This is a genomic window from Rhizobium sp. 01N424, from assembly GCF_056399485.1.
On record NZ_JBFTRK010000011.1, the window covers coordinates 74,220 to 97,385 of the forward strand.

The window sequence follows — 23,166 nt, forward strand, 5'->3', positions numbered from 1 at the left end:
GAGATCGGCCGACAGCTGTTGGAGCAAATTTATGAGTTTCGAGATCGTCGAAGAAATCCGGCTCGTGAGAAATCGCCTGGTGGATTTATCCCAACATGATCGTCGCACCCTTCTGCGAAAGATTGTCGAGGCACTTGACACCATTCAGGATCACTCCGCGGCGAGCAGTCTGATTAGCGATCCCATTGGCATCGATCGGGTGATCATCAGCACAAGCCAATCCATCAGCCAAATCGCGAGGCTGCCCGACCGCGAGTTCGAGATCGTTATCGAGGAGTTCAACACCCTGTTCGAAAAATTAGCACAGGCCGTGTTGGACGAGGCACCCCCTATCTCGGGCGAGTTCCACTAGACCTGAAGGCGCGCGCCGCGGCGAAGACCGGAGAGCATGGCGCCAGAGTAGCAGCGTCGGTGGCAGGGCCGATCATCAAGGCGAGTGTCGAACGCTCAGCCCCCCGTGCTCGGCGTCGCGCCTAAATTTGGAAGCCGGGAGCCGGAATCTCTTCTCGCGACCGTCTAGAAAACGGCCGGCAACAGGCTTCGTCTCATAGGCTCCTTCAACTGAAGGCGGTGTCTTCCCATGCCCGTCCTGGCGCAAGAGGCTGTCCGGCGCTGCCATCACATGAGAAAAATGGAACGCATCGCGTCATTCGATCATTCCAAGAGTGAATGGATTGGAACGGAGCTAGGCAGATGCAAATCCAAGGGGTCTACGCCGCACTCGCGACCACCGACATCAGGAAGTCGGAAGAATTCTACAGCTATCTTTTCGGCAAGGCGCCCGACGATCGCCCGATGGTGCGATTGATCCAATGGCGCGATGTTGCCGGCGCGAACATACAGATATTCGAGGACGCAGATACCGCCGGTTCGGGCCGATTGACGATAGTCGTCCCTGATATGGCCGATGCCAGAAATGCCCTTCGGAAGATCGGTGTGCAGCTTGTGGGTGAAGCCCAGGGTGACTATGGCCGGATTGCACAGATTTCCGATCCAGACGGCAACCGCATCACGCTTGCTGAACCGCCCTCAAGAGCGTTCACTCGTTAGGCTCGCGTCGCCGGCACGGCTTTCACACGGCCAACCGGATCAAGGTAATCCGGACAGCCAACAGCAATTGAGCGCCAACCGGGCAAGAGGTGCGGGAAACCTGGCGATCCATGTGCAGATCAACTGCGATGGTCGCGCACCCGTCGTTATGTAAGCCGTTTCATGCACGCCCTGACAGCCCCCTGGTGTTACGCCCCAAGGTTCTTGCAGGCAAAGTCGCCAGCACTATCTCTTATGTAACAAAGGTGCATGGCGGGATACTCATGGCGAACCCCTACGAAACACTGGGTGTGGCAAAAGGCGCATCGCAGAAGGAAATTCAGACCGCGTACCGCAAGCTTGCCAAGAAACTGCATCCAGACCTCAATCCTGGAGACGCTGCATCGGAGGAGAAATTCAAGGCAGCTTCAGCCGCCTACGCCATCCTGGGCGACGAAGACAAGCGCGCCAAATTTGACAGGGGTGAGATCGATGAGACGGGCGCTGAGCAGCAACAGCGGAGCTACTATCGTGACTACGCTGCGGATCAAGGCAGCGGCGCCCGTTATCATAATGCAGGCGGTTTTGCCGATTTCGGTGACAGAGACGACATCTTTTCCAGCTTCTTTTCCGGAGCAAGGAGCAGGGGCAATGCGTCTTACCAAGGTAGCGACCTGCAGTATCGACTGGAGGTCAGTCTTCGCGAGGCGGCGAACGGTGGCAAGAGGACGGTTTCGCTTCCCGAAGGCGGGACCCTGGAGCTCAAGATCCCGGCTGGGGTCCGGGACGGCCAGATCCTGCGCCTTCGTGGAAAAGGCGCACCTGGCCATAATGACGGATCGGCCGGCGACGCCCTCATCGAAATCCACGTTCTGCCTGACAGACAGTTCTCCCTTGAGGGCGATGACGTCAGGACCGAAGTCCCTATTTCAATCCGCGAGGCGGTTCTCGGCGCAAAGGTGGAGGTCCCGACCCTGTCGGGCGCGGTGTTCCTTTCGGTTCCACCAAATTCCAGCACCGGCAAGACGCTTCGTCTCAAGGGCAAGGGTTTTCCAAACAAGCATGGTGGCCATGGCGATCAATACGTCGTCCTGAAGATCGTGTTGCAGGGCACGCCGGACGCAGAGTTGAACGAATTCATGACCAACTGGGAAGCGGGCAAGTCACATGATCCGCGGCGTACATAGGAGGAGGCGATGGACGAGCTTGAATATTGCCGTACCCTGAGGATTGAAACGTCAACCCTTCAGATGTGGGTCGAGGAGCGATGGATCATCCCGGTTGGATCTCCCGACGCTTTTTCCTACGAGGATGCAGATGTGGCAAGGGGTCGTTTGATTCTGGACCTGATCGGAAGCATGGGGGTCAATGATGCAGGCATCGACGTGGTCATTGATCTTGTCGACCAGCTCCACAGTCTGCGCGAACGGATGCGTTTGTTGATGGATGCCATTGCGACGCAGGACATCGCGGTCCAGAATGCACTCGGCCGCGCACTCAATCGGGGCTGATGCCCGCAGAGAACGCCTGCCAGGTCATTCATTCTTGCTCATCGTGCTCTTGTATTCGAACTCGGCGTTGGCTGGGTGGTCGACATATTTGTGCTTGAAGACCTCCGCGTCGTCGGCCTTTTCGAAACCGACCGCCACCCAGCGAGACGCGGCCATATTTGAATCGGCCCAGATGACGAAAATCTCGGCTTCGGGAAATTCGCTTCCCCAGTCATTTGCCCGATCTTGGAACGCCTCGTCGGTTTCGAAGGAAAAGGTGAACAGTGCCTTCAGCCGTTCTTCATGGGCATGGAAGTAATCCAACACCGACTTCTCGTTGATAGGGAAGGGAGCGCTTTCGAAATTGTCGTCTGTGCCGAACTGCAGCGTCTCCAGATTCTTGCCGCCCTTGTTCCGGCGTAGCGAGAACTCGAAATTGTGGTGTTCCAGGCTGTAGGCAGTCGCTGTCTTCGGATGGCTCCATTCAACGCGGTTCAATTCCATCTGCAAACTCCGGTCTGGCATTTGGTGGCGCGAAAGTGGTCGTGCAATCAAGAACTAGGGCAGTCACAGATTTGGAGGAGGTCCCAACGCCGATGAGCCGTTGTCAAAGGTGTGATCTGCCGTCTGGTCCCTGCTCGTCCGCAAGTTCAGTGATACCTACCAGGATGAGATCGAGCCCGGTCAGGAAGTCTGCCCTGTCATCGTGTGCCGGCAGATGAGCGGCCATACTGCGGGTGAACGGAAACGCAGCGGCACCGAGGTTAGACCAGTCCTTTGCCATTGCCCGGAGGAATAATTCTCGATCGAGGCCGAGGTCGCGGGCCATCTCGGCATTGGCAGCATTCTGCCCCCCAACACCCAGAACATAGTTCAACAGGGTGGCCACGACCGACCACTCGACCGCCGGATCAATCCCCATCTTGCGGACCTGCTGCCCGAACCGTTCGAGGATCCGGATCGATGGCATCGACCCCGGTGCCTGGGCAAGAGCCGTAGCAATCCAGGGCCTTTTATCGACCGCCTCGAAGAGAGCGAGCGAAACTTCACGGATTTCCAAAAACGGCGATGCTCCCCAGGTCGGCGCCAGAACGGCTTCGACAGCTGCGTCGCAGGCCGCGATCAGGAGATCGGCCTTGTGGGCAACATGATAATATATCGCTCCGGCCCCGGTGTTGAGGTGTGCGGCCAGCGCCGGGAAGGTCAGGCCGCGTGTGCCGGCGATGTCGAGCAGCTCTACCGCCGCCTCGATAATGCGTTGCCTCGTCAGCGAATCGGACCGTCGTCTGGTGTCTTTTTTCATAGTTGATATTGACACGAATGGAATGGCATTCCAACTATGGAATGACATTCCATTCAAGGAGATTGTTCGTGAACGTTTCAATTATCGGCGCAGGGCTAGGCGGCCTCACGCTTGCCCGCGTCCTCCATATCCACGACATTGCCGCAACCGTCTATGAAGCGGATGCCGATCGCGATGCCCGGCCTCAGGGCGGGATGCTCGACATCCACGATTTCAACGGCCAGCTGGCGTTGCGCGACGCCGACCTCTATGAACAGTTTTTGGCCCTTGTGCATCCTGGAGGGCAGCAGTCGCGCGCGCTCGACATGCACGGCAACGTCCTGATGGACAATCCTGACGATGGCACTGGCGGCCGTCCTGAAGTTCAGCGTGGCGAACTGCGGCGGATCCTTCTGGATTCTCTTCCGCCCGGCACGGTATTATGGGGACATAAACTGAGGACCGCCGAACGTCTCGGGAGAGGAAGGCATTTTCTTTCGTTTGAGAACGGTTCGACTGCCGTGGCCGACCTGCTGGTTGGCGCCGACGGCGCGTGGTCGAAAGTTCGCTCCCTCGTCTCGGGCGCCAAGCCCGCGTATTCGGGAACGACGTTTGTTGAAACCTGGCTTCACGACGCAGACACTCGCCACCCCGCAACTGCAGCGGCCGTTGGCGGCGGCTCGATGTTTGGTCTCGCGCCCGGCAAGGGAATCATGGCACACCGGGAACCCAATGCCGTGCTCCATGCCTATGTCGCGTTAAATCGGCCGAAGCATTGGATCGATGCCATTGACTTCTCCGATCCCCCCAGCGCGAAGACCAGGATCGCAGCGGAGTTTGAAGGCTGGGCGCCAGAACTGACCGCCCTGATCACCGATTGCGAGCGTGACCTGGTCGCGCGCGTCCTTCATACGCTTCCGCAAGACCACCGATGGGAACGGGTTTCAGGCGTCACCTTGCTTGGTGATGCGGCCCATCTGATGATCCCGTCCGGTGAAGGGGCCAATCTCGCCATGCTCGATGGCGCCGAGCTTGGCAAAAGCATTGCAGCCAGCCCTGGCGATATCGAGACGGCACTTGCTTGCTACGAACAGCAACTCTTCCCGCGCAGCCATTCGGCTGCGATCGAAGCCGCAGAACTGGTCCAGCTGATGTTTGCCGAAGACGCGCCCTACGGCCTTGTTGAGGCATTTGGGCAGGATCTGCTCGGCAAGCCTAAGGCGGCAACCAAGGCCTGATCCGTGGGCCGGCTCCGGAAAAACCCTCGGCGGAGAGGATCGCCGGGACCTTGCAAGAGTGCCACGATGGGGTACCGTGACCTCTATACACCGGGAAAGTCGATGATCTCGATAGCCGACCGATCAGAGATTGCAATTGGCGTCGGGATCATCGCCCACCGAACGCCGTAAAATGCAGCAGACACCAATCCATCGGCTGCAAGGGTCATCGCCCCAAGAAGTGCTTGCGCTGACGCCCGCCCGCAAGGTAACCGGAGCAGGTCGGCTCCGGTGAAAAATTCTTGTCCATCCCAATCGAGCGCGACCTACCGCCAGAAAATCGCAATCAGGAGCCAGTCTTCATTGTCCGATATTTACGCAATCGGCGACATTCACGGACGCGCCGATCTTCTTGAGGCGCTCCTCGGCCATATCGCCGCCATTCAGCGTGCCGCTAGCTCGCAGCCCGTCATCATGTTCCTTGGCGATCTTATCGACAGGGGTCCGCGCAGCCCAGAGGTCCTTGATCTCGTTTCATCCGCTCTCGATCGCTATCCCGGTTCGCGGCTCGTATTGGGAAACCATGATCATTACCTGCGCTCGCTGCTGCGCGACGAGCTCGCTGAGGACGATGCAACCAATTGGATGGATTGGGGCGGCGTTGCGACCGTCAGCGCTTATTCAAGCCAGCCGGTGCCTAATTTTACCGGGATTGCAACCGAGATACGCCAACGCTTTCCGCATCATGTCGGCCTCCTGAACGGCGCGGTGACCCATGAGGTTGCCGGCAGATTCTGCTTTGTGCATGCAGGTGTGCGCCCTGGCGTCCCTCTCGCCGCACAGACCGATTACGACTTGCGATGGATCCGTGCGGGATTTCTCGATCACGTCGAGCAGTTCGACCATATCGTCGTGCATGGCCACACCATCACGAACTCTCTGTGGCCCGAAATCTACCAAAATCGCATTGCGCTCGACACCGCCGCCTACCGGACGGGCAGGCTCAGCGCCGCCGTCATTCGCCATGACAGGCTTTCTCATTTCCTCTGCACCGGCATTGCCGCTAATGGCGGGATCAGCGTGGAGGAATGGATGTCGTAAGCGGGGCCAGCGATACACTGCACTTGCCCGCCAAAGTGTCAGGTCCGAATTTCCCCGATGCCGGATTTCGCGTGCGACTGGGCCACGATTTTTACGGTAGAGCTGGCTCGGCAAGTCGCTCACCCGTTTTCGAGACGATGCTGTATTGGTAGGGCTCACGCGAAGTGATCATGATGGCATCGTCCGGCAGTGGGCGGGCGAGCACCTTTGCTTGGTCCCAGGGTGCCGTCATCCACAGTTCAGTTTCCTCGCGTGTGCGCAGGAGCACAGGCATCGCTTTCTCGTGCACGGGCCGGACGGCGTTATTGGGATCCGTGGTCAGGAAGCCAAAAAGATCATCAGTCGTCAGACCGTCTTTGACCTTTCTGACACTTTTCCATTGCGCCACCCACAGTCCAGCAAAAAACATCAGCGGCTTTTCGGGAGCGGCAGAAAACCATGCGTTGGGTGTCGCCTCTTTGCCAGTCTTGCTTTTTGGATCGGGTTCGGCAAATGACGTTACCGGCACCAGGCACCGGTGTTCGATACCCAACCATCGCTTCCAATGCGGCAGATTCAATTTGCGCACGTTTGGTGTCCCGCGGTCTGGCTCCATGCGGATCAACTCCTCCATGTCGACAGTTAGACCCTTTGCCCTGGCTTTTGCAGCACGCGCCTCCGCCGCTGCTTTTTGCACGTAGAAAGGCGCTGGAAGGCCCCAACGGCAATTTGCGACCTGCCTGCGACCGTCAGCCACGTTCCTGATGACTGGCGCAAGCTGGTCGGTATAGATCTGGTAGGCGGGCATCGGGTTAATCAGGCTCTCGGCGTCCTGAGCCCATTTCGTAACCCAGTCCTTGTCTTCCATGCGATAGAGCGTACACATCGATCCCCGCCTCCGATTTCCTCGACGGTAGCCGATGCGGCTGCACCTGCCAATAAAATCGTTACCTCAGTCAAGCACGGAACTCCTTTGAAGCAGCAAGTCCGCAAGGCCGCACCACCTGTCGCCGAATGAGACTTGTGGCTTACTATGCAAGGATCTACCAGGTCAGCGAGAGTTGTTCGGTGCACGGCTCCGTCCTAGGCTCCAGGGACGAGAGCGTCACGCCGAGAAGCCGGATGCCTTTTGACACCGGAAAGACGCCTTCGAGCAGAAGGCGGATGCCGTCTTCGATCGCGCCTTCCGAACTTAATCCTTTTGCCAGCGTTCGGGAGCGCGTGATCTGCGTGAAGTCGGAATATTTGACCTTGAGCGTTACGGTCTTTGCGGCAATGCTGTTTGCTTCGCAATAGCGCCAGACTTTGGCAATGAGCGGCATCATGCCATCCATTGCCGGGCCATAGGCATGAATGTCGGACGCGAACGTGTCCTCGGCGCCCACAGATTTGCGAACCCGATCAGGCTTGACCTGGCGGTCGTCGGTGCCGCGGGCAATCCCGTAGTAGTAGGGTCCTGATTTTCCGAAATGACTGACGAGAAACGCAAGATCCTTGCCTCTAAGATCTGCACCGGTCTCAATGCCGAGGCGCAGCATTTTCTCGGCTGTCGCCGGTCCGACGCCGTGGAACTTCTTCACTGGCAGCGCTGCCACAAAGCCCGGACCATTCTTCGGCGTGATAACTGCCTGTCCGTTTGGCTTGTTGAGGTCGCTCGCCATCTTAGCCAGGAATTTGTTGTAGGAAATGCCGGCTGACGCATTGAGCCCTGTCACCGCCTTGATCTTTTCACGGATTTCGAGCGCGATCTCGGTTGCGATTTCTATTCCCTTGAGATTTTCGGTGACGTCGAGATAAGCCTCATCCAGGGACAGTGGCTCGACCAGCGGCGTGTACTCGGAAAAGATCGCCCTGATATCGAGGGAGACCGACTTGTAGACGTCAAATCGCGGCTTGACGAAAACCAGATCCGGGCATTTTCGCTTGGCCGTCACGGATGGCATTGCCGAACGCACGCCGAACGCGCGTGCCTCATAGCTTGCGGCTGCGACGACGCCGCGGGCCTCAGCGCCACCAACGGCGATCGGCTTTCCACGAAGTTCGGGATTGTCGCGTTGTTCCACCGACGCATAGAAGGCATCCATGTCAACGTGAATGATCTTGCGCACTCGCTCTGCTGCGGGGTTGTCCGGTTCGGCACTCATCACTCATTCCACATCATGCGCCATCCACCAGCGGCTCGCATCAGGCCTCCCTGGTTTCCGGCTTCGCCGCCACATCGAGCTGGCACCTGTCTATCCCGTCGGCGGCATTCATTCTCTCGCATCCCAATGCCAGCCGGCGACGCAAGTTACGTATCGGGATTGCCGCGCCATGCCGCTGCACAACTGCCTTGCGATTCATCTCGTCACTGCGACCGCATGCCCGGCATGCGACAATGAGAACCTTGCATCGAACCTGACGGAGAATAATCCCATCTTTAAAGGAATTTTTTCTTATCTTTGTCATTTTGCCGATCTGTGGATGAGCTCTTTCTACCGCATTGATTTTGCTTCCTGATCGCGCGTCGAGCCGCTGTGGACGAATGTTGGACCACGAGTATCTGCCCAAACATGACGATTGACTCAAATGCCAATCAGGAACAAACAAGGAACATACTTGCTTTTGTGCAGAATGGAAACCCGCTTTTGACAGAGGTCAATTTTGGCGCACGGTGCCGCAAATCTCGTGATCTCCGAGCTTCGGGAACGCATTCAGCATCTCGAAGGTCCATCTTCGCGTCCGAAGCGGGTCCTACCCTTCGACATACCCGACATCGATGATCGCCTGCCAGGCGGAGGCTTGGCCTATGGCGCTCTGCATGAATTTGCCGGCGGCGGCGCGGGAACTGTCGACGGCGCGGCGGCGGCACTTTTCGTAGCTGGCATTGCTGCCCGCACCACGGGCCAGATTGTCTGGTGCCTTGCAAGACCGGACCTGTTTTTCCCTGCGCTGGCGCAGGCGGGCCTCCATCCGAAGCGGGTCGTTTTTGTCGAGTCCGCCAGCGAGGACGACGTCATCGCCAACATGGAGGAGGCCCTGGGCTATGGCGGTCTGGGTGCCGTGGTCGGCGAGCTGGTGCGGTTGCCGATGACCAAGTCGCGTCGCCTTCAGCTTGCCGCGGAGAAGTCTGGAACCATGGGGCTGATCGTCAGGCGCTGGCGACGACAGACAGAAGCCAGGGACTTCGGCCAGCCGACGGCTTCGGCCACGCGGTGGCGGGTGAGTGTCACTCCGAGCGAGGAGCTTCCTGTGCAAGGCGTCGGTCGAGCACAGTGGCGGTTAGAGCTTATAAGAGTGAAAGCGGGCGAGTGCGCTGAGTATTTCGTAGGAGCGTGTGATGCCAAGGGTCGTATCAATCTATCTTCCGGAGCTGGCGACGGACAGGATCAGGCGAGCCGATCCTTCTATTCCCGTTGAGCAGGCCATCGCCGTGATCGCCCGCAGTGGGTCGAAAAGGTGGGTATCGGGCGCCGATGCTGCAGCCAGGAAATCGGGCGTCCGTGTCGGTATGCCTGCTGCCAAGGCCCAGGCGATCTTTCATGGGTTGATGCTGGTCGACGCCGATCCGGTGGCCGACGCAGCGGCACTCAAACGGATCACCCTCTGGGCCTTGGGCCAGTATTCGCCGCTCGTCGCTGTCGATGCCCCTGACGGGATCATCATGGACACCGAGGGGGCCGATCATCTTCAGGGCGGGGAGCCGTTGATGGTCTCCGGGATCGCCAACCGTTTCCGCGCCAAAAAGCTGTCGGCCCGCGTTGCTATTGCCGACACGTGGGGGGCGGCACACGCCTGCGCCCGGGCAACTCGGCAGGAGAGCGTGATCGTACCAGTGGGCGAGACCGTACGTGCCGTCGAGAAGCTGCCGCTCTCAATGCTGCGGCTCTCGTCCAAGATCGTCGGCGACCTTCACACGCTTGGCTTCAAGACGATCGGAGAGCTGTCGGCAACACCTCGTGCGCCGCTCGCCCTTCGTTTCGGTCCTGAGATCGGCCGCCGGCTCGACCAGATGTTCGGACGCATCGCAGAGCCAATCGAGCCTATCCGAGCCGCTGAGCTGATCGAGGTCAGCCGTGTGTTTGCCGAGCCCATCGGGGCCGCCGAGACGATCGACAAATACGTCGGCTATTTGATCATCCGCCTGGTGGCTGAACTTCAGCGCCATGGCCTTGGTGTTCGCCGCGCCGATCTGATTATCGAAAAGGTCGACGGCACTCGCCAAGCCGTTCGTTCCGGAACGGCAAAGCCGTCGCGTGATGTCGTTTGGCTGAAGAAGCTCTTTCGCGACCGCACTGAGACAATCGAGCCGGGTTTCGGAATTGAGAAGCTGACCCTGGTGGCCGTCAGGGCAGAACCTTTCGAAGAGTTTCAAAAGGTCTCCGCACTGGTCGAGGAGGAGACGCCCGATATCACGCCGCTGATTGACATCTTCGGCAATCGCGGCCAGCGGGTCTATCGCGTCGCTCCTGTTGCCTCCGACGTTCCCGAGCGAAGTGTCGCGCGGATCGCGGCGGCAGCCGCAATCTCGGACGAGACCTGGGTGCATCACTGGCCTCGGCCGGTCCGACTGCTGGCACAACCCGACCGGATCGAAGCGATTGCGCTCATGCCGGACTATCCGCCTGCGAGCATCACATGGCGCGGACGAAAGATGAAGGTCATCCGCGCTGACGGTCCTGAACGGGTATTTGGAGAGTGGTGGCGGCGCGACGGTGAATTCGACGCCGTTCGGGATTACTTCGTCATCGAAGGCGAGGGCGGCGAGCGCCTATGGATTTTCCGGCGCGGCGACGGCGTTGACCCTGCCACCGGCTCGCGCGAGTGGTTCGTGCACGGGATATTCGCATGAGCTACGCCGAGCTTCAGGTGACGACCCACTTCAGTTTCTTACGGGGGGCATCCTCGGCAGACGAGCTGTTTGCCACCGCCAAGCAATTGGGCATCGAAGCCTTGGGCGTCGTGGACCGGAACTCACTTGCTGGCATCGTCCGCGCGCTTGAAGCGTCCCGTGCCACCGGCATCAGACTTGTCGTCGGTTGCCGCCTCGATCTTCACGACGGCATGTCGATGCTCGTCTACCCAATGGACAGAGCTGCGTACTCCCGCCTGACGAGGCTGATCACGCTTGGAAAGAGCCGGGGAGGGAAGGACAACTGCATTCTCCACCTCGATGACGTCGGGGCCTACGCAGAGGGTCTCATCGCGGTCCTCGTCCCCGATCTCCCGGATGAAACCTGTGCCGTCCAACTCCGGAAGATGGCCGAGATCTTCGGTAATCGTGCCTATGTCTCGCTCGCGCTGCGCCGGCGGCCGAACGACCAGCTGCGGCTACATGAGATTTCCAATCTGGCGGCCAGGCATCGTGTGCGCACTGTTGTCACCAACGACGTCCTCTTCCACGAACCGGGACGACGACAATTGCAGGATATCGTCACCTGCATTCGCAACAACACCACGATCGATGAGGTCGGCTTCGAGCGCGAACGGCATGCTGACCGCTACCTCAAGCCACCGCAAGAAATGGAGCGGCTGTTCCAGCGCTATCCAGATGCACTTGCACGCACGATGGATATCGTCGAGCGCTGCAAATTCTCGCTGGAGGAGCTGACATACCAGTATCCTGAGGAGGCGATTGTGCCCGGCATGGATGCCCAGCAATCCCTTGAGCATTACGTACGGGAATACATCCCGCAGCGATATCCCGAAGGCCTCCCACGGAAGGTTTTGCGTTCTATCCGGCACGAGCTCGATCTCATCAAGGAGATGCGCTACGCGCCGTACTTCCTGACCGTGTTCAGCATCGTCAAGTTCGCCAGAAGCCAAGGTATCCTGTGTCAGGGGCGCGGATCGGCGGCAAACTCGGCTATCTGCTATATCCTCGGGATCACCAGCATCGACCCGGAAACCAATGATCTCCTCTTTGAGCGCTTCGTTTCAAAGGAGCGCGACGAGCCGCCTGACATCGATGTCGACTTCGAGCACGAACGGCGCGAGCAGGTCATCCAGTGGATTTACAAAACCTACGGCAAGGAGAAGGCCGCCCTCTGCTCCACGGTCACCCGATACCGCGCCCGGGGCGCGATCCGGGATGTCGGCAAGGCTCTGGGTCTACCGGAGGACATCATCAAAGCCTTGTCGTCGGGGATGTGGCACTGGTCCGAGGAACTGATCAGCGATGACCGACTGAAGACACAAGGTTTGAACCCCGCAGACCGTCGTCTGGCACTGACGTTGAAGCTGGCCCAGCAGCTGATGGGAGCGCCGCGTCACCTCGGCCAGCACCCGGGCGGTTTCGTCCTGACACATGACCGCCTCGATGACCTCGTCCCCATCGAGCCCGCGAGCATGGCCGATCGCCAGATCATCGAGTGGGACAAGGATGACGTCGAAGCTCTCAAGTTCATGAAGGTGGACGTCTTGGCACTTGGCATGCTGACCTGCATGCAGAAGGCGTTCGATCTTATCCGCGACCACAAACATGAGCCGCTCGATCTTGCCTCGATACCGCAGGAAGACCCTGCGACCTACGCGATGATCCGCAAAGCCGACACACTTGGAACCTTCCAGGTCGAAAGCCGCGCACAAATGGCGATGTTGCCACGACTGAAGCCGCAGACATTCTACGACCTCGTCATCCAGGTGGCGATTGTCCGCCCGGGTCCCATTCAGGGGGATATGGTGCATCCTTATCTGCGCAGGCGAGAGGGGAAAGAGAAGATCGAGTATCCGACGCCGGAACTAGAGGCCGTCCTCGGCAAAACGCTTGGCGTCCCGCTGTTCCAGGAAAGCGCCATGAAAGTCGCCATGGTCTGCGCCGGCTTCAGTGGGGGTGAGGCGGATCAACTCCGCAAGTCGATGGCGACGTTCAAGTTCACAGGTGGCGTCTCCCGGTTCAAAGACAAGCTCGTGTCCGGTATGATCACAAACGGATATTCCGCTGAATTCGCTGAGAAAACATTCAGTCAGCTGGAGGGCTTCGGAAGTTACGGTTTCCCGGAAAGCCACGCCGCCTCTTTCGCCCTTATTGCCTACGCGTCCAACTACGTGAAGTGTCACTTCCCGGACGTCTTCTGCGCTGCGCTTTTGAACTCCCAGCCGATGGGTTTCTACGCGCCTGCCCAGATCGTCGGAGACGCCCGGAACCACTGCGTGGAAGTCCGGCCCGTCTGCATCAACCGATCCCGGTGGGACTGCACTCTCGAGGAGATCGGCGACACCGGGCGGCATGCCGTCCGGCTTGGGATGCGAATGGTGAAAGGGTTGGCCGTCGCCGACGCCGCGCGCATTATTGCGGCGCGCATGAACCGCGTGTTTGAAAGCATCGACGACGCCTGGCGGCGATCCAACGTCCCAACGGAGGCGCTCGTCCAGTTGGCCGAGGCCGACGCCTTCCTGCCCTCCCTTGAACTGGAGCGGCGTGACGCGCTGTGGGCAATCAAGGCGCTACGCGATGAACCCTTGCCGTTGTTTGCGGCGGCCGCTGAGCGCGAAGCTGCAGTCATCGCCGAGCAACAGGAGCCGGAGGTCCACCTACGGCAAATGACCGACGGCCACAACGTCATCCAGGACTACGGCCATGTCGGGCTGACACTCCGTGGCCACCCGATCAGCTTCCTGAGACACGACCTCGAAAAACGGAACATCGTGACTTGTTCGGATGCCATGAATGCCTGCCACGGTCGCTGGCTGATGACGGCAGGGCTTGTGCTCGTCCGGCAGAAGCCTGGGAGCGCCAAGGGCGTCATGTTCATCACGATCGAAGACGAGACCGGCCCAGCGAATGTGGTCGTCTGGCCGTCGCTATTTGAGAAGAGGCGTCAGGTGGTATTGGGGTCATCGATGATGGCGATCAACGGCAGGATACAGCGGGAAGGCGACGTGGTTCACCTAGTCGCCCAGCAGCTGTTTGACCTTTCCAGCGATCTAACGGGTTTGGCCGATCGCCATGTCGATTTCAAATTGCCGACGGGCAGGGGCGACGAGTTCGCTCATGGATCGCCTGGTAGTCCGGATTCACGCGATCGGGCGCCTATACCCAAAGTCAGGGATATCTACATTCCAGACTTGGATATCGACACGCTCAAAGTGAAAAGTCGGAACTTCCATTGACAAGGGCAGCCACGCATAGGAACTGACATTTTGGGGACTCAAATCTCCATTATCTGTTCCGTCACTGATCAACGCATGTGTTGTTCACGGCAACCCGAACAATCGCCGCAACATCCGCGTTTTCGGAAACAATGTCGCGCTGATCGACTGGGATGAAGCGCATGTCGATGCCGCAGATCTTGATCTGGCGCTACCCGAAAACGCCGCCGCCCTCGACGACGGCGCGTATGATATTGCGCTCAGGCAGCAGCTGCCTGGGAAGCCGCCGTCTGCTGGCGCGACGACTACGCAGTCAAGAGGCTTGCCGAAGTTCGAGAAACCTGATCGATCCAGAGCGCTGTGGATCGCGACGGACAGGACGCCGACCCGGATCGCCATGTCGAGGCACCCCACTCATCTGAAGGGGACCGCGATGGCGAGAAGCAAGCCGAAACGGCTGCCATTCTTTTCACCTTACTTTTCGGAAGCATGGCCCGTTCATGTCGCTGAATGGCTTCCGCGAAGAGCAGTAGAGCCTCTGGCCCAGAGAGTTTTTTCACCTGATCTGCATCGGCCGTCTTCAACGCGATCTTTTCGGCGAGCCCCAGTCCTTGCCCCATCGCCGCGTCGAGCAATGTTTCGGCGGGCACGACAATCATCGTTGCCTGTCCCTTCAGCTTCAATTGCCTTGAGGCGATACAACACATCACGCTACGTGTCGCTCAAGCATCGCTGCCACTTTCGCGGCCTGAAGGCGCGAAGATGTCTTGTAGGGATAATGTTTCCAGCACCACCATTCCTGGTTCTCACCTTTGCCGAAGGGAAAACCCGCCCAGTCGCCGCAATGGCAGCGTCGTGCCACAAGGACAGGCGCGCGCTGCAGGACCGGTCTATCGATATCGCTCACTTTAATTCCTCCAGGTTCCAGCCGCCCTTCGGAGCACTCCATCCTTTGCGGGTGGCGCGAAAATCAGCCTCTTCTCTGGCTTTCTGCTTTGGCCTCGGCAGGTCCGTCCGCCCAGACCGTGATACGAAACCGGCCCGCTTTGAAAGTATATCTCGAGAGATCACGGTTGCGGCCCGACGCATAGCCTGCGCGGAAGATCAACCTTGCACTGCTATAGTCGGTCCGCTCGCGAAACGCCGGAAGCTGGGCATCCCACCAGTCGCGAAACGCAGCGCGAAAAAGCGCCTTGCGCGGCGCTACCTTGTCGAGCATGTCAGGTGGTCCGCTCATATACGGGCGTCCATCCCCGGGCAAAGCCGACGCTCATCGAAGCTTCGGCATGCGCCAGTTGCTCCCTCAGATGACGGCAATCCTCAATCAGGGTAGCGATCGTTGCCAAGGCGTCACCGTCGTGCCATGAAAGCGCTGCGCGAACGTCTTCGCTTGCGGAGACGAGCAGGATAGGTGCAGCGGTCGCCTCCGGCATCAGAGCATCTCCTGATGGCGGTAATGCGCGATGATGCGATCGTAGACACCACCGACGGCATCATCGACCGTCCCGCTCCAGTCAAACCAGAGCGCTTTGACGATCCGATCGGGATTGCGTAGACGATGCAAGCCGCAAGCCTGTCCTTTGTCTTCGTCTATTGCAATTTCGATCTCGCCAAAGGGGCCGGCGTCGGGAACGCAAAAGGCGCAGGCCACAGCAAAGCGCACACTGCCGGCGACCCGCAGGCCGACCATCCGGATCAACTCAGGATGCATTTCGAGCCCAGAAGCCTCCTCAGCAGGCGTCATATACATTTCGAAGCCATCAGCGCTATTATTATCGTTGCTGCCACGGTTCATCCTTCGCGCAAACATCCTCGCTCTCCATTGCTCACTGTCGGATTGGCGGCCGCATTCGCCGTATATGTTCCTATTATGTTCTGTTTTTTTACGGAGTCAACATGACCAATCCGGACTATTGGGCGAGCCAAAGCAGGCGCCTCCCTCGTCACCCGTCATGATGGTCTGCTTAGGCACCTTTGCGCCAGTTGATTTCGAATTTGGCCCCTAGGCGCACTTTCACCTGATCTGCGCAAGGGAATCGACTAAAGCTGACTGACCGGAAATCAATCCGAGACGGGCACGTGACGCAGCAGTTCGATTTCTTTACAGATGATGATGAGGCTGAGGCACCGGCACTTGGCCCACGGCGACGGCGTAGCGTCAAGCAAGTGGTCACCGCTGATAGCGAAGGCGGCCTTGTTCGGCAGCTTGAGGCAACCGGCCGCTATCGCGTCCTCAAAAGGCTTGAGCCCAGGCCAATCGTGCCGTTTCCACGTCCCGGCTTTTTCCGGAGAGGCGTCCTCGTCGATGCAGAGACGACCGGATTGAACAATCGAGAAGACGAAATCATCGAGATCGGTATTGTCGCCTTTTCCTTTGACGAGCAGGGGGCGATTGGCGACGTGACTGGCGTCTACAGCGCGCTACACGAGCCGACCAGGCCGATTCCGGCGGAAATCACGCGGCTGACCGGGATTACTGACGAAATGGTGGCCAGCCATATGATCGACCCGCAGCAATTGCGATCGCTGGTCGAACCCGCGGATCTGGTCATCGCCCACTACGCCAGGTTCGACCGGCCGTTTTTCGAAGCATTTTCACCTGTGTTCGATCGCAAAGCCTGGGCCTGCTCGGTTTCGGAAATCGATTGGGCAGCACGCGGATTCGAAGGCAACAAGCTTGGATATCTGATCGGCCAGGCTGGCTACTTTCATGAGGCGCATCGCGCGGTCGATGACTGTTTCGCGCTACTGGAAATCCTCGATCGCGGTCATGGCGATGGCGCCAGCTCGCCGTTCTCGGAACTTTATCTGTCGAGCCAGCAGAACCGTGCGCGCATTTATGCCGAACACAGTCCCTTCGAGATGAAGGATCAATTGAAGATGCGCGGCTACCGGTGGTCAGATGGAAGCGACGGCGGGCCGAAATCCTGGTGGATCGAAATCGAGGAGCACAGGGTCCAGGATGAGATCAACTACCTACGCGCTGAAATCTATGGATGGGAAGAAGCCGACCCGCCAGTGAGATATATGACTGCTTTCGAACGGTTCAAAAGCTGACGCTTAGGAGACGATTGCGAAGAGGTAGGTGAGCTTACTGGCACCACATGATCGACGACCAGGAAGAGGTCGGCAGCGACCGGGCATCAGGGTGACCGGCATCACATGACCACAAGCTTCATTGCCCAGTTGGCAAAGGCAGCTAACGAGATCGAGAAACTGCGGCACCTAGAAGTCAGCAGCTCACTCGTGCAATTGTCGAAATTAGTGGCCTGCGCGGAGCGCTCGGAATTGCCGGCGCCGGCACACGAAACGATCAGATCATCGCGCTATTCAACGCATCAGCTAATGTGGATTATTCTCGTTTGCCTGGGTGGTCCACAGCGTTGTTGAGTGCAGCAGAAACGGTCAGAACCCTGAAAGTGCCTCGGGTGGAGAGACCAGAAAATTGATCCGTGCGCAGGATCCGATCGATTGAGGATCACACCCGGCCTGCAGACGCACCGATCTCCTCAGCTCGGACCCGTTGGTTAGGGCTCGCCAACAGCCGCAGATGCATCACAGAGTTTCGAACTGACATCCCGACCGCTGACGGTCCGGGGACCGCCTTGGTTTGGCCTCGTTGACCAGCGACGAAGCATCGGAAACACCTGAGTCAAATTCGCAGAAAGGACCTTCTATGATTAAACTAACGCTTGCCGCGGCAGGCTTCGCGCTTTGCCTATCACAGGCAGCATATGCGTCCAGCGATGCGGCCTGGAACGCGCTTTTTGCCAAGGTAAACGGGACATGTATTGGTCAGTCGGGCCTGAACACACCAGAGGCATCTGCCCCTGTAGTCTTCGATGATGCAGCTGGCAAGATTGCTCTGCTCATGCGAGGGCAGACAGCCAAGGGCAAGTCGAAGGTGAACGTCAGTCTCATCTGCCTTTACGACAAGAAGACCGGTAAAGCCTCGATCGCCGAGTACCACTGGCTCGGCAAATAGCAAACGCTGTATCGCGACATCTGAAAAATTCTAGCGGCGCTCAACACTCAGACACTTGGCCTTCTGAGAGCGCCGTCACGAGCGCGATGATCGATCCATGGGCCGTTTCATCGCGGATTTTCGCGAGAACCCTTTTCAGGTTCAGCCGGTCAGGACACCCGTCCGCCTGTTCGATGGCATTGACTTCAAACGATGGCGGCATCCTGGCCGCCGCATTGTCCGAAAAGGGCAGGGCGACGTTCTCAAAATCTGCGCGATTGCCCATACGCGACTTGACCTAACGCAATTTTGGCCTTCTCAAATTTTTGAATGTGTGGATGTGATCCCCAGCTGTGCTTCAAGAGTGTTCTTAGACACTCCGATGAGCTTGCGCCTTCCCTGATCCGCCGGCGAAGTTCGATGTCAACCTGCACGGAGCGCGCGCGGATTTTACAGTCATTATGCATACTTCTGAAGCTTCGCGGGGCCCGCGGTTCCAAGACATTGACAAGATTTCGTCGAGTTTGTCATGTCCAACCAAGGAGGCTATGCTCGGGGGGGCAGCACTGGAGCGGACAATTACGGTCAGAAATTAGACGGAACCTCGTCCGGCGACGTAATGTTGAGCACTTCAATCCTGATACCGGAGTTGAAGTTGTGTGCCTTTTCTCCGCCCTTCAAAAGGGGAGCTATTCGGCCGCATGTTGAAGTGGATAACCGTCCAACGGTTCGACAAGCGCGATGATCTCAAAGTCGCTTATCATGCAATGTTGGTCGGAACCCGGAACTGCGATGGTCCAATAATCCGGATCCCCGCCGAAGACCGAGGACACTTGAACGATGGTCGTCTTGCCATCGGTGTGCCTGTCGGAACGAGCCCAATAGAAAGCCTCAGGTACTAGACTCTTCATACCACCTACTCCCACAACTGCCCCGGATCATATCAGGATTTTCAAAAATGAGTATCCCTCGCTTAGCATCATCCCCAGGCGCATATTGCTGCTTTGCCGTTGTGCTTCTGGCTGGGATGCCACGACTGCTTGACATCGCAACTCGAAAGCGCTGTCCAATGGCTTCAGACACCCGATTGGCCGACTGGGATGACGTAAACATGGAAACCGTATGAGTTGCATTTTTGTCACCGGATCCACTGATGGGCTAGGGCGTGCCGCAGCTGAAACCTTGATGGACGCCGGGCACCGCGTAATCCTGCATGCCCGCTCGAAAGAACGCGCGGCCGTATTGGCCGCAATAACTGGAAACTTGGCGGACATCGTCATTGGTGACCTTTCGAGCGCTGGCCAGACCCGTTCAATCGCCGATCAGGTCAATGCTATCGGCGGTGCTGATGCGGTGATTCACAATGCGGGCGTCTATCACCAAGCGAGCCGCAATCCGACTTCCGAAGGCCACCCGACGATGCTCGCAGTCAACGTACTTGCGCCGTACATCCTGACAGCACTGATCGGCCGCCCTACGCGGCTGATCTACCTTAGCAGCGGCATGCACAGAAACGCCGGGACCTCGCTGGACGATATCGATTGGAAGAGGCGCGCATGGAGCCCAGTCACGGCTTACTCCGAGAGCAAGCTTCATGTTGCAACCCTCGCTGCAGCAGTCGCGAGATATCAGCCTGGCGTCGTCAGCAGCGCGGTTGATCCAGGCTGGGTTCCGACGAAGATGGGCGGAGCAGGCGCGCCTGGCGATCTCGAGGACGGCCATCGCACGCAGGTATGGCTGTCCGTCAGCGACGACGCAAGGGCCAAGGTGAGCGGTCAATATTGGTACCATCGCCAACTGCAACCGCCCTCGGCCGCCGTTGGCGACGTCGGTTATCAAGATCGCCTGATAATGAGGCTTGCCGAGATCACTGGTGTCAGTCTTGGCTGACGAGCGCTGACTACGCACGATATTTGCTTAGAGGCGAAGACGAATGGCCTCCACCGCGCGCGCAAAAGTAGCTTGATAGCGGGGCGGCCGGTTCGCCTCCCGTCAAGAGCGGTCCGCTCTTCTGAGCCTTTCTGTTTCGATGTTTCTTGCAACCCCTATCCTGTTACTGCCGATAGAACCCGGTCGAAGAAATGGGAGGGGTCCTCGCCGGCCAGGCTTGAGGCGTCGAATATCAGCCGCTCCTGTCGCCGAACCGCCCCGGCTTTCGTCGACGCGGCCACAAGCTTCGCCGACGTCTTCTCTGTCAAGGTCATTGCAAGCGCTTTTGGCCCGGCCTCAAGCTTGGCAACACCCAACCGTCCCGCGATAAGCTGCAGTCTTGCCGTCCTCAAGAGAAGCAGTACGTCGTGCGGCGGTTGGCCAAACCTATCTTCGAATTCGTCTGCGAGATCGTTCAATTCACTGACCGCGGATGCCCGCAGCAGTTTGGCGTAGAGGTTAAGTCTGACTGCTGGATCCGACACATAGTCCGACGGGATTGTCCCGACGTTTCCTAGGTTGACGATCGCGCGCTGTTGCACGCCTGACGGCTGCCAGCGAAATCTTGCGACGGCGTCTGCAAGCAGCTTTTGATAGAGCTCTATACCGATCGCTTTCATATGGCCCGCCTGATCTTCGCCAGCGATATCGCCGCCGCCGCGAAGATCGAGATCGCGGAGGCTGATTGCGACCCCAGCGCCCAATCGGTCGTTTTCGACCAAGGTCGAAAGCCGTAAGCGAGTTTCCTCAGCCAGCTCACCATCCTGTTGTGTAAAAAGAGTAACGATGCCCTGGACCGCTCCGCGCCCGACACGTCCGCGCAACTGATGGAGCTGAGCTAGGCCGAACCGATCGGCTTGCCAGATAAACATCGTGTTGGCGCGCGGGACATCGAGGCCATTTTCAATGATGTTTGTGGCGAGAAGGACGTCGCCATCGCCTTGCGCAAAACCGACTATTGCTTCATCCATAGCCGCTGCCGGCATCTTGCCGTGCGCGACCTTGACCGAAAGTCCCGGAACGATCTTCTGCAACAGTATTTCGACTTTTTCTATGTCCTCGATACGCGGCACTACGACAAAGCTCTGGCCGCGGCGCCGGTACTCCCTCATCAGGCCTGTCCGCAAGGACGCCGGGTCGAACGGCGCAATTGACGTGCGGACGGGCCTGCGCCTAGATGGTGGCGTGGTCAGCAGGCTGACTTCTTGAACGCCCACCATCGCCAATTGCAATGTCCGCGGGATCGGCGTGGCCGACATGGACAGAGTGTGAAGAGATGGTGCGAGGCTGTTCATCGCCCGCTTTTCTTTCAGGCCAAACCGGTGCTCCTCGTCCACGATCACCAGGGAAAGACGTGCGAAGCGAACCTTTTTCGAGAGGATCGCCTGGGTCGCGATGATGATGCGGATCTCGCCGTCGGCAAGTGCATCCTTCGTCTTTTTCGCCTCACTTGGCTTGAGCAGTCGAGACAGCATGCCGACTGCGATGCCGGTCCCCGCGAAACGATGTTTGAAGGTGGCAAAGTGTTGTCGAGCGAGCACTGTGGTCGGTGCAATGAGAGCCACCTGTCCACCGCAAAGCGCGACCGTTGCTGCTGCGCGTAACGCGACTTCGGTCTTGCCGAAGCCGACATCTCCGCAAACGAGACGGTTCATGGCTTGCCCGGAGCCAAGATCGGAGAGGACCGCTTGGATGGCTTCGGCCTGATCAGGAGTTTCGGAAAATGGAAAACGACGGGCGAAAGCAGAAAATTCGAGACGCGGTGGGTCGAATCTTTCTGCTTGCGAAGCCTGCCTCTGTTTTGCAACCTTCATAAAATGACGCGCGGTAGACTGAATGTCTGCCTGGATTTCGTCGCGTCGCTTCTGCCAGACGTCCGTGCGGAGTCGGTCGAGCGTAATTGCTTCGGGCTCGGCGCCGTAACGCCATAATTTTCCAAACTCCTCCATCGGCACAAGAAGAGAACCGCCATCGCGATATTCCAGGCGAGCGGCGTCCCGAGAGACGTCGTCCACGGTGATGTTTTCCAAATTTTTCAGGACGCCGATGCCATGGTCTTCGTGAACGACAACGTCGCCTATTCGAAGCTCTGCTGCCGCCAGAACGGCTCTCGAATTCGCAAACCTGCCCGGTCTATCGGTTGCGGCAATGACGACGACATTCTGTCCGACGTCGACAAACCCTTGCTCTAAATCGCAGGCCAAGCTTAAAAGGGTGCCAGGCTCTGCCTCCAAGACCGCCGCCCATGTGTCGACCGACCTTGGCACTTTCCCGGCTGATTTTGCCAAGCGCCGACCGATCGCTTCGGCCGTTTTGCCTTGCCCAGCAATCAAAACCTTCAACCCGTTGTGCAGATGACCTTGCGCAAATTCGACCAAGGCTTTGCGCTGGTCTGCGCGTGATATGTCTTTTGGAAGCTTATGTCCCTTTCCGAGATCAAGCACGTTTGTGAAAACGTTGCTGGAGAGCCGTTTCCACTCATCTCTATCCAGATAGAAAGAACGGGAGGAGGGGTACTCCTTATCGTCGAATGCCTTGCGGGACTGGCGAGCATCTTCGATAATCTCGAAGTGGCGTTCCACACGTTCGGTTGCGCCGGGAGCCAGAATGAAAGTGGCATCGCAGAGTACGTCAAACACTGTCGGCATGTCTTGATAGAGGCGCAGCAGCAGTTGTTCCATCGTCTCAAGAGCCGGAGCATGGTCTTCTGTAAAGCCGTCATAATAAATGGCTTCGGATGCCGGACCGAACGTCACTTGGTCGAGATAGCTCTCTGTCCGCTGCGTTAACCGGTCAAAACCTCTGAGTTCCTCGACCTTCTCATCCTCCGACAGGACGATCCGCATTGGACCGGGCGCGCCGGCAGGGTAGATGTCGATCACGCCTTCTCTAACCGCCAGCTCGCCGGGGTCGTCCGCGACACCTTCTTCCTGATAGTTGGCCCGCTGAATGAAGTCGGAAAACGCATCACGATCGAACGGCTTTCCCACTACAAGCTCGATATGGCTTTTCGAGATGACGGTCGCTGGCGGAATTCGTTGGAGGGTTGCGTCCAACGAGGTCAAAAACAGCCGCGGCCCGCCGCTCCGCGTGCTCCAGATCCGT

Annotated in this window: 24 protein-coding genes and 1 pseudogene; 14 read left to right on the top strand and 11 right to left on the bottom strand. The window is 58.5% G+C overall.

Features of this window, described 5'->3' with window-relative positions; translation table 11 throughout:
* Positions 1-31: 31 nt before the first annotated feature.
* From AC1DNK_RS23780 to AC1DNK_RS23795, 4 genes are all read left to right on the top strand, one after another.
* The gene (locus AC1DNK_RS23780; RefSeq protein WP_477943642.1) at positions 32-352 is read left to right on the top strand and encodes a hypothetical protein; all 321 of its coding nucleotides are present in this window, start codon (positions 32-34) and stop codon (positions 350-352) included.
* Positions 353-669: 317 nt separating this feature from the next.
* Positions 670-1,050, top strand: a complete 381-nt coding sequence (locus AC1DNK_RS23785; RefSeq protein WP_477943643.1) for a VOC family protein — start codon at positions 670-672, stop codon at positions 1,048-1,050.
* Positions 1,051-1,313: 263 nt separating this feature from the next.
* Positions 1,314-2,216: a DnaJ C-terminal domain-containing protein gene (locus AC1DNK_RS23790; protein WP_477943644.1), complete on the top strand. Its 903-nt coding sequence runs from the start codon at positions 1,314-1,316 to the stop codon at positions 2,214-2,216.
* A 9-nt stretch (positions 2,217-2,225) separates the two neighbouring features.
* A complete protein-coding gene (locus tag AC1DNK_RS23795; RefSeq protein WP_112386557.1) occupies positions 2,226-2,540 on the top strand; it encodes a chaperone modulator CbpM in 315 nt (104 codons plus the stop codon).
* 24 nt (positions 2,541-2,564) lie between these two features.
* Here the strand turns inward: AC1DNK_RS23795 and AC1DNK_RS23800 are convergent, their stop codons facing one another.
* Both AC1DNK_RS23800 and AC1DNK_RS23805 read right to left on the bottom strand, forming a co-directional pair.
* On the bottom strand, positions 2,565-3,023 hold the full coding sequence (locus tag AC1DNK_RS23800) for a hypothetical protein (protein WP_477943645.1): 459 nt from the start codon (positions 3,021-3,023) through the stop codon (positions 2,565-2,567).
* A gap of 103 nt (positions 3,024-3,126) precedes the next feature.
* Positions 3,127-3,822, bottom strand: a complete 696-nt coding sequence (locus AC1DNK_RS23805; RefSeq protein WP_477943646.1) for a TetR/AcrR family transcriptional regulator — start codon at positions 3,820-3,822, stop codon at positions 3,127-3,129.
* Positions 3,823-3,890: 68 nt separating this feature from the next.
* Here AC1DNK_RS23805 and AC1DNK_RS23810 point away from each other — a divergent pair, with 68 nt between their 5' ends.
* Both AC1DNK_RS23810 and AC1DNK_RS23815 read left to right on the top strand, forming a co-directional pair.
* Positions 3,891-5,039: an FAD-dependent oxidoreductase gene (locus AC1DNK_RS23810; RefSeq protein ID WP_477943751.1), complete on the top strand. Its 1,149-nt coding sequence runs from the start codon at positions 3,891-3,893 to the stop codon at positions 5,037-5,039.
* 342 nt (positions 5,040-5,381) lie between these two features.
* Complete coding sequence (locus AC1DNK_RS23815) at positions 5,382-6,119, top strand: metallophosphoesterase (RefSeq protein ID WP_477943647.1); 738 nt, start codon at positions 5,382-5,384, stop codon at positions 6,117-6,119.
* A 91-nt stretch (positions 6,120-6,210) separates the two neighbouring features.
* Here the strand turns inward: AC1DNK_RS23815 and AC1DNK_RS23820 are convergent, their stop codons facing one another.
* Together AC1DNK_RS23820 and dinB are read right to left on the bottom strand one after the other, a co-directional pair.
* A complete protein-coding gene (locus AC1DNK_RS23820; protein ID WP_477943648.1) occupies positions 6,211-6,984 on the bottom strand; it encodes an SOS response-associated peptidase family protein in 774 nt (257 codons plus the stop codon).
* Positions 6,985-7,141: 157 nt separating this feature from the next.
* Positions 7,142-8,242 carry a DNA polymerase IV gene (gene dinB / locus AC1DNK_RS23825; protein WP_477943649.1) on the bottom strand — a complete coding sequence of 367 codons (1,101 nt, stop codon included), beginning with the start codon at positions 8,240-8,242 and terminating at the stop codon, positions 7,142-7,144.
* Positions 8,243-8,411: 169 nt separating this feature from the next.
* On the opposite strand from dinB, the gene AC1DNK_RS23830 reads away from it, so the two are divergent.
* The 5 genes and pseudogenes from AC1DNK_RS23830 to AC1DNK_RS23850 all read left to right on the top strand — a co-directional run.
* Complete coding sequence (locus tag AC1DNK_RS23830; protein WP_477943650.1) at positions 8,412-8,597, top strand: hypothetical protein; 186 nt, start codon at positions 8,412-8,414, stop codon at positions 8,595-8,597.
* Between the two features lie 144 nt (positions 8,598-8,741).
* On the top strand, positions 8,742-9,497 hold the full coding sequence (locus tag AC1DNK_RS23835) for an ImuA family protein (RefSeq protein WP_477943651.1): 756 nt from the start codon (positions 8,742-8,744) through the stop codon (positions 9,495-9,497).
* Positions 9,418-10,929 carry a Y-family DNA polymerase gene (locus AC1DNK_RS23840; RefSeq protein ID WP_477943652.1) on the top strand — a complete coding sequence of 504 codons (1,512 nt, stop codon included), beginning with the start codon at positions 9,418-9,420 and terminating at the stop codon, positions 10,927-10,929. Before AC1DNK_RS23835 ends, AC1DNK_RS23840 begins: the two co-directional genes overlap by 80 nt.
* Positions 10,926-14,189, top strand: coding sequence for an error-prone DNA polymerase (locus tag AC1DNK_RS23845; protein WP_477943653.1), 3,264 nt, complete (start codon positions 10,926-10,928; stop codon positions 14,187-14,189). Before AC1DNK_RS23840 ends, AC1DNK_RS23845 begins: the two co-directional genes overlap by 4 nt.
* A 76-nt stretch (positions 14,190-14,265) precedes the next feature.
* A pseudogene (locus AC1DNK_RS23850) lies at positions 14,266-14,513 on the top strand (aminoglycoside phosphotransferase); the annotation flags it as partial.
* Positions 14,514-14,874: 361 nt separating this feature from the next.
* Here the strand turns inward: AC1DNK_RS23850 and AC1DNK_RS23855 are convergent.
* The 4 genes from AC1DNK_RS23855 to AC1DNK_RS23870 all read right to left on the bottom strand — a co-directional run bounded on the left by AC1DNK_RS23855 (position 14,875) and on the right by AC1DNK_RS23870 (position 15,963).
* Complete coding sequence (locus AC1DNK_RS23855) at positions 14,875-15,075, bottom strand: hypothetical protein (RefSeq protein WP_477943654.1); 201 nt, start codon at positions 15,073-15,075, stop codon at positions 14,875-14,877.
* 63 nt (positions 15,076-15,138) lie between these two features.
* Entirely contained in the window at positions 15,139-15,387 is a 249-nt protein-coding gene (locus AC1DNK_RS23860; protein ID WP_477943655.1) for a hypothetical protein, read from the bottom strand.
* A gap of 1 nt (position 15,388) precedes the next feature.
* The gene (locus tag AC1DNK_RS23865; RefSeq protein WP_477943656.1) at positions 15,389-15,601 is read right to left on the bottom strand and encodes a hypothetical protein; all 213 of its coding nucleotides are present in this window, start codon (positions 15,599-15,601) and stop codon (positions 15,389-15,391) included.
* Positions 15,601-15,963 carry a hypothetical protein gene (locus AC1DNK_RS23870; protein WP_477943657.1) on the bottom strand — a complete coding sequence of 121 codons (363 nt, stop codon included), beginning with the start codon at positions 15,961-15,963 and terminating at the stop codon, positions 15,601-15,603. Before AC1DNK_RS23870 ends, AC1DNK_RS23865 begins: the two co-directional genes overlap by 1 nt.
* 284 nt (positions 15,964-16,247) lie before the next feature.
* Here AC1DNK_RS23870 and AC1DNK_RS23875 point away from each other — a divergent pair, with 284 nt between their 5' ends.
* Entirely contained in the window at positions 16,248-17,225 is a 978-nt protein-coding gene (locus tag AC1DNK_RS23875) for a 3'-5' exonuclease (protein WP_477943658.1), read from the top strand.
* Positions 17,226-17,844: 619 nt separating this feature from the next.
* Positions 17,845-18,153 carry a hypothetical protein gene (locus AC1DNK_RS23880; protein WP_477943752.1) on the top strand — a complete coding sequence of 103 codons (309 nt, stop codon included), beginning with the start codon at positions 17,845-17,847 and terminating at the stop codon, positions 18,151-18,153.
* 40 nt (positions 18,154-18,193) lie between these two features.
* On the opposite strand, the gene AC1DNK_RS23885 is transcribed toward AC1DNK_RS23880, so the two are convergent.
* Together AC1DNK_RS23885 and AC1DNK_RS23890 are read right to left on the bottom strand one after the other, a co-directional pair.
* Positions 18,194-18,418: a hypothetical protein gene (locus AC1DNK_RS23885; RefSeq protein WP_477943659.1), complete on the bottom strand. Its 225-nt coding sequence runs from the start codon at positions 18,416-18,418 to the stop codon at positions 18,194-18,196.
* Positions 18,419-18,821: 403 nt separating this feature from the next.
* Entirely contained in the window at positions 18,822-19,043 is a 222-nt protein-coding gene (locus AC1DNK_RS23890; RefSeq protein ID WP_477943660.1) for a hypothetical protein, read from the bottom strand.
* 211 nt (positions 19,044-19,254) lie between these two features.
* Between AC1DNK_RS23890 and AC1DNK_RS23895 the strand changes: the two genes are divergently transcribed.
* Positions 19,255-20,022 (top strand): SDR family NAD(P)-dependent oxidoreductase, encoded by a 768-nt coding sequence (locus tag AC1DNK_RS23895; protein WP_477943661.1) that lies wholly within the window; start codon positions 19,255-19,257, stop codon positions 20,020-20,022.
* A gap of 155 nt (positions 20,023-20,177) precedes the next feature.
* Here the strand turns inward: AC1DNK_RS23895 and AC1DNK_RS23900 are convergent, their stop codons facing one another.
* On the bottom strand, positions 20,178-23,051 hold the full coding sequence (locus AC1DNK_RS23900) for a DEAD/DEAH box helicase (RefSeq protein ID WP_477943662.1): 2,874 nt from the start codon (positions 23,049-23,051) through the stop codon (positions 20,178-20,180).
* Positions 23,052-23,166: the final 115 nt, after the last annotated feature.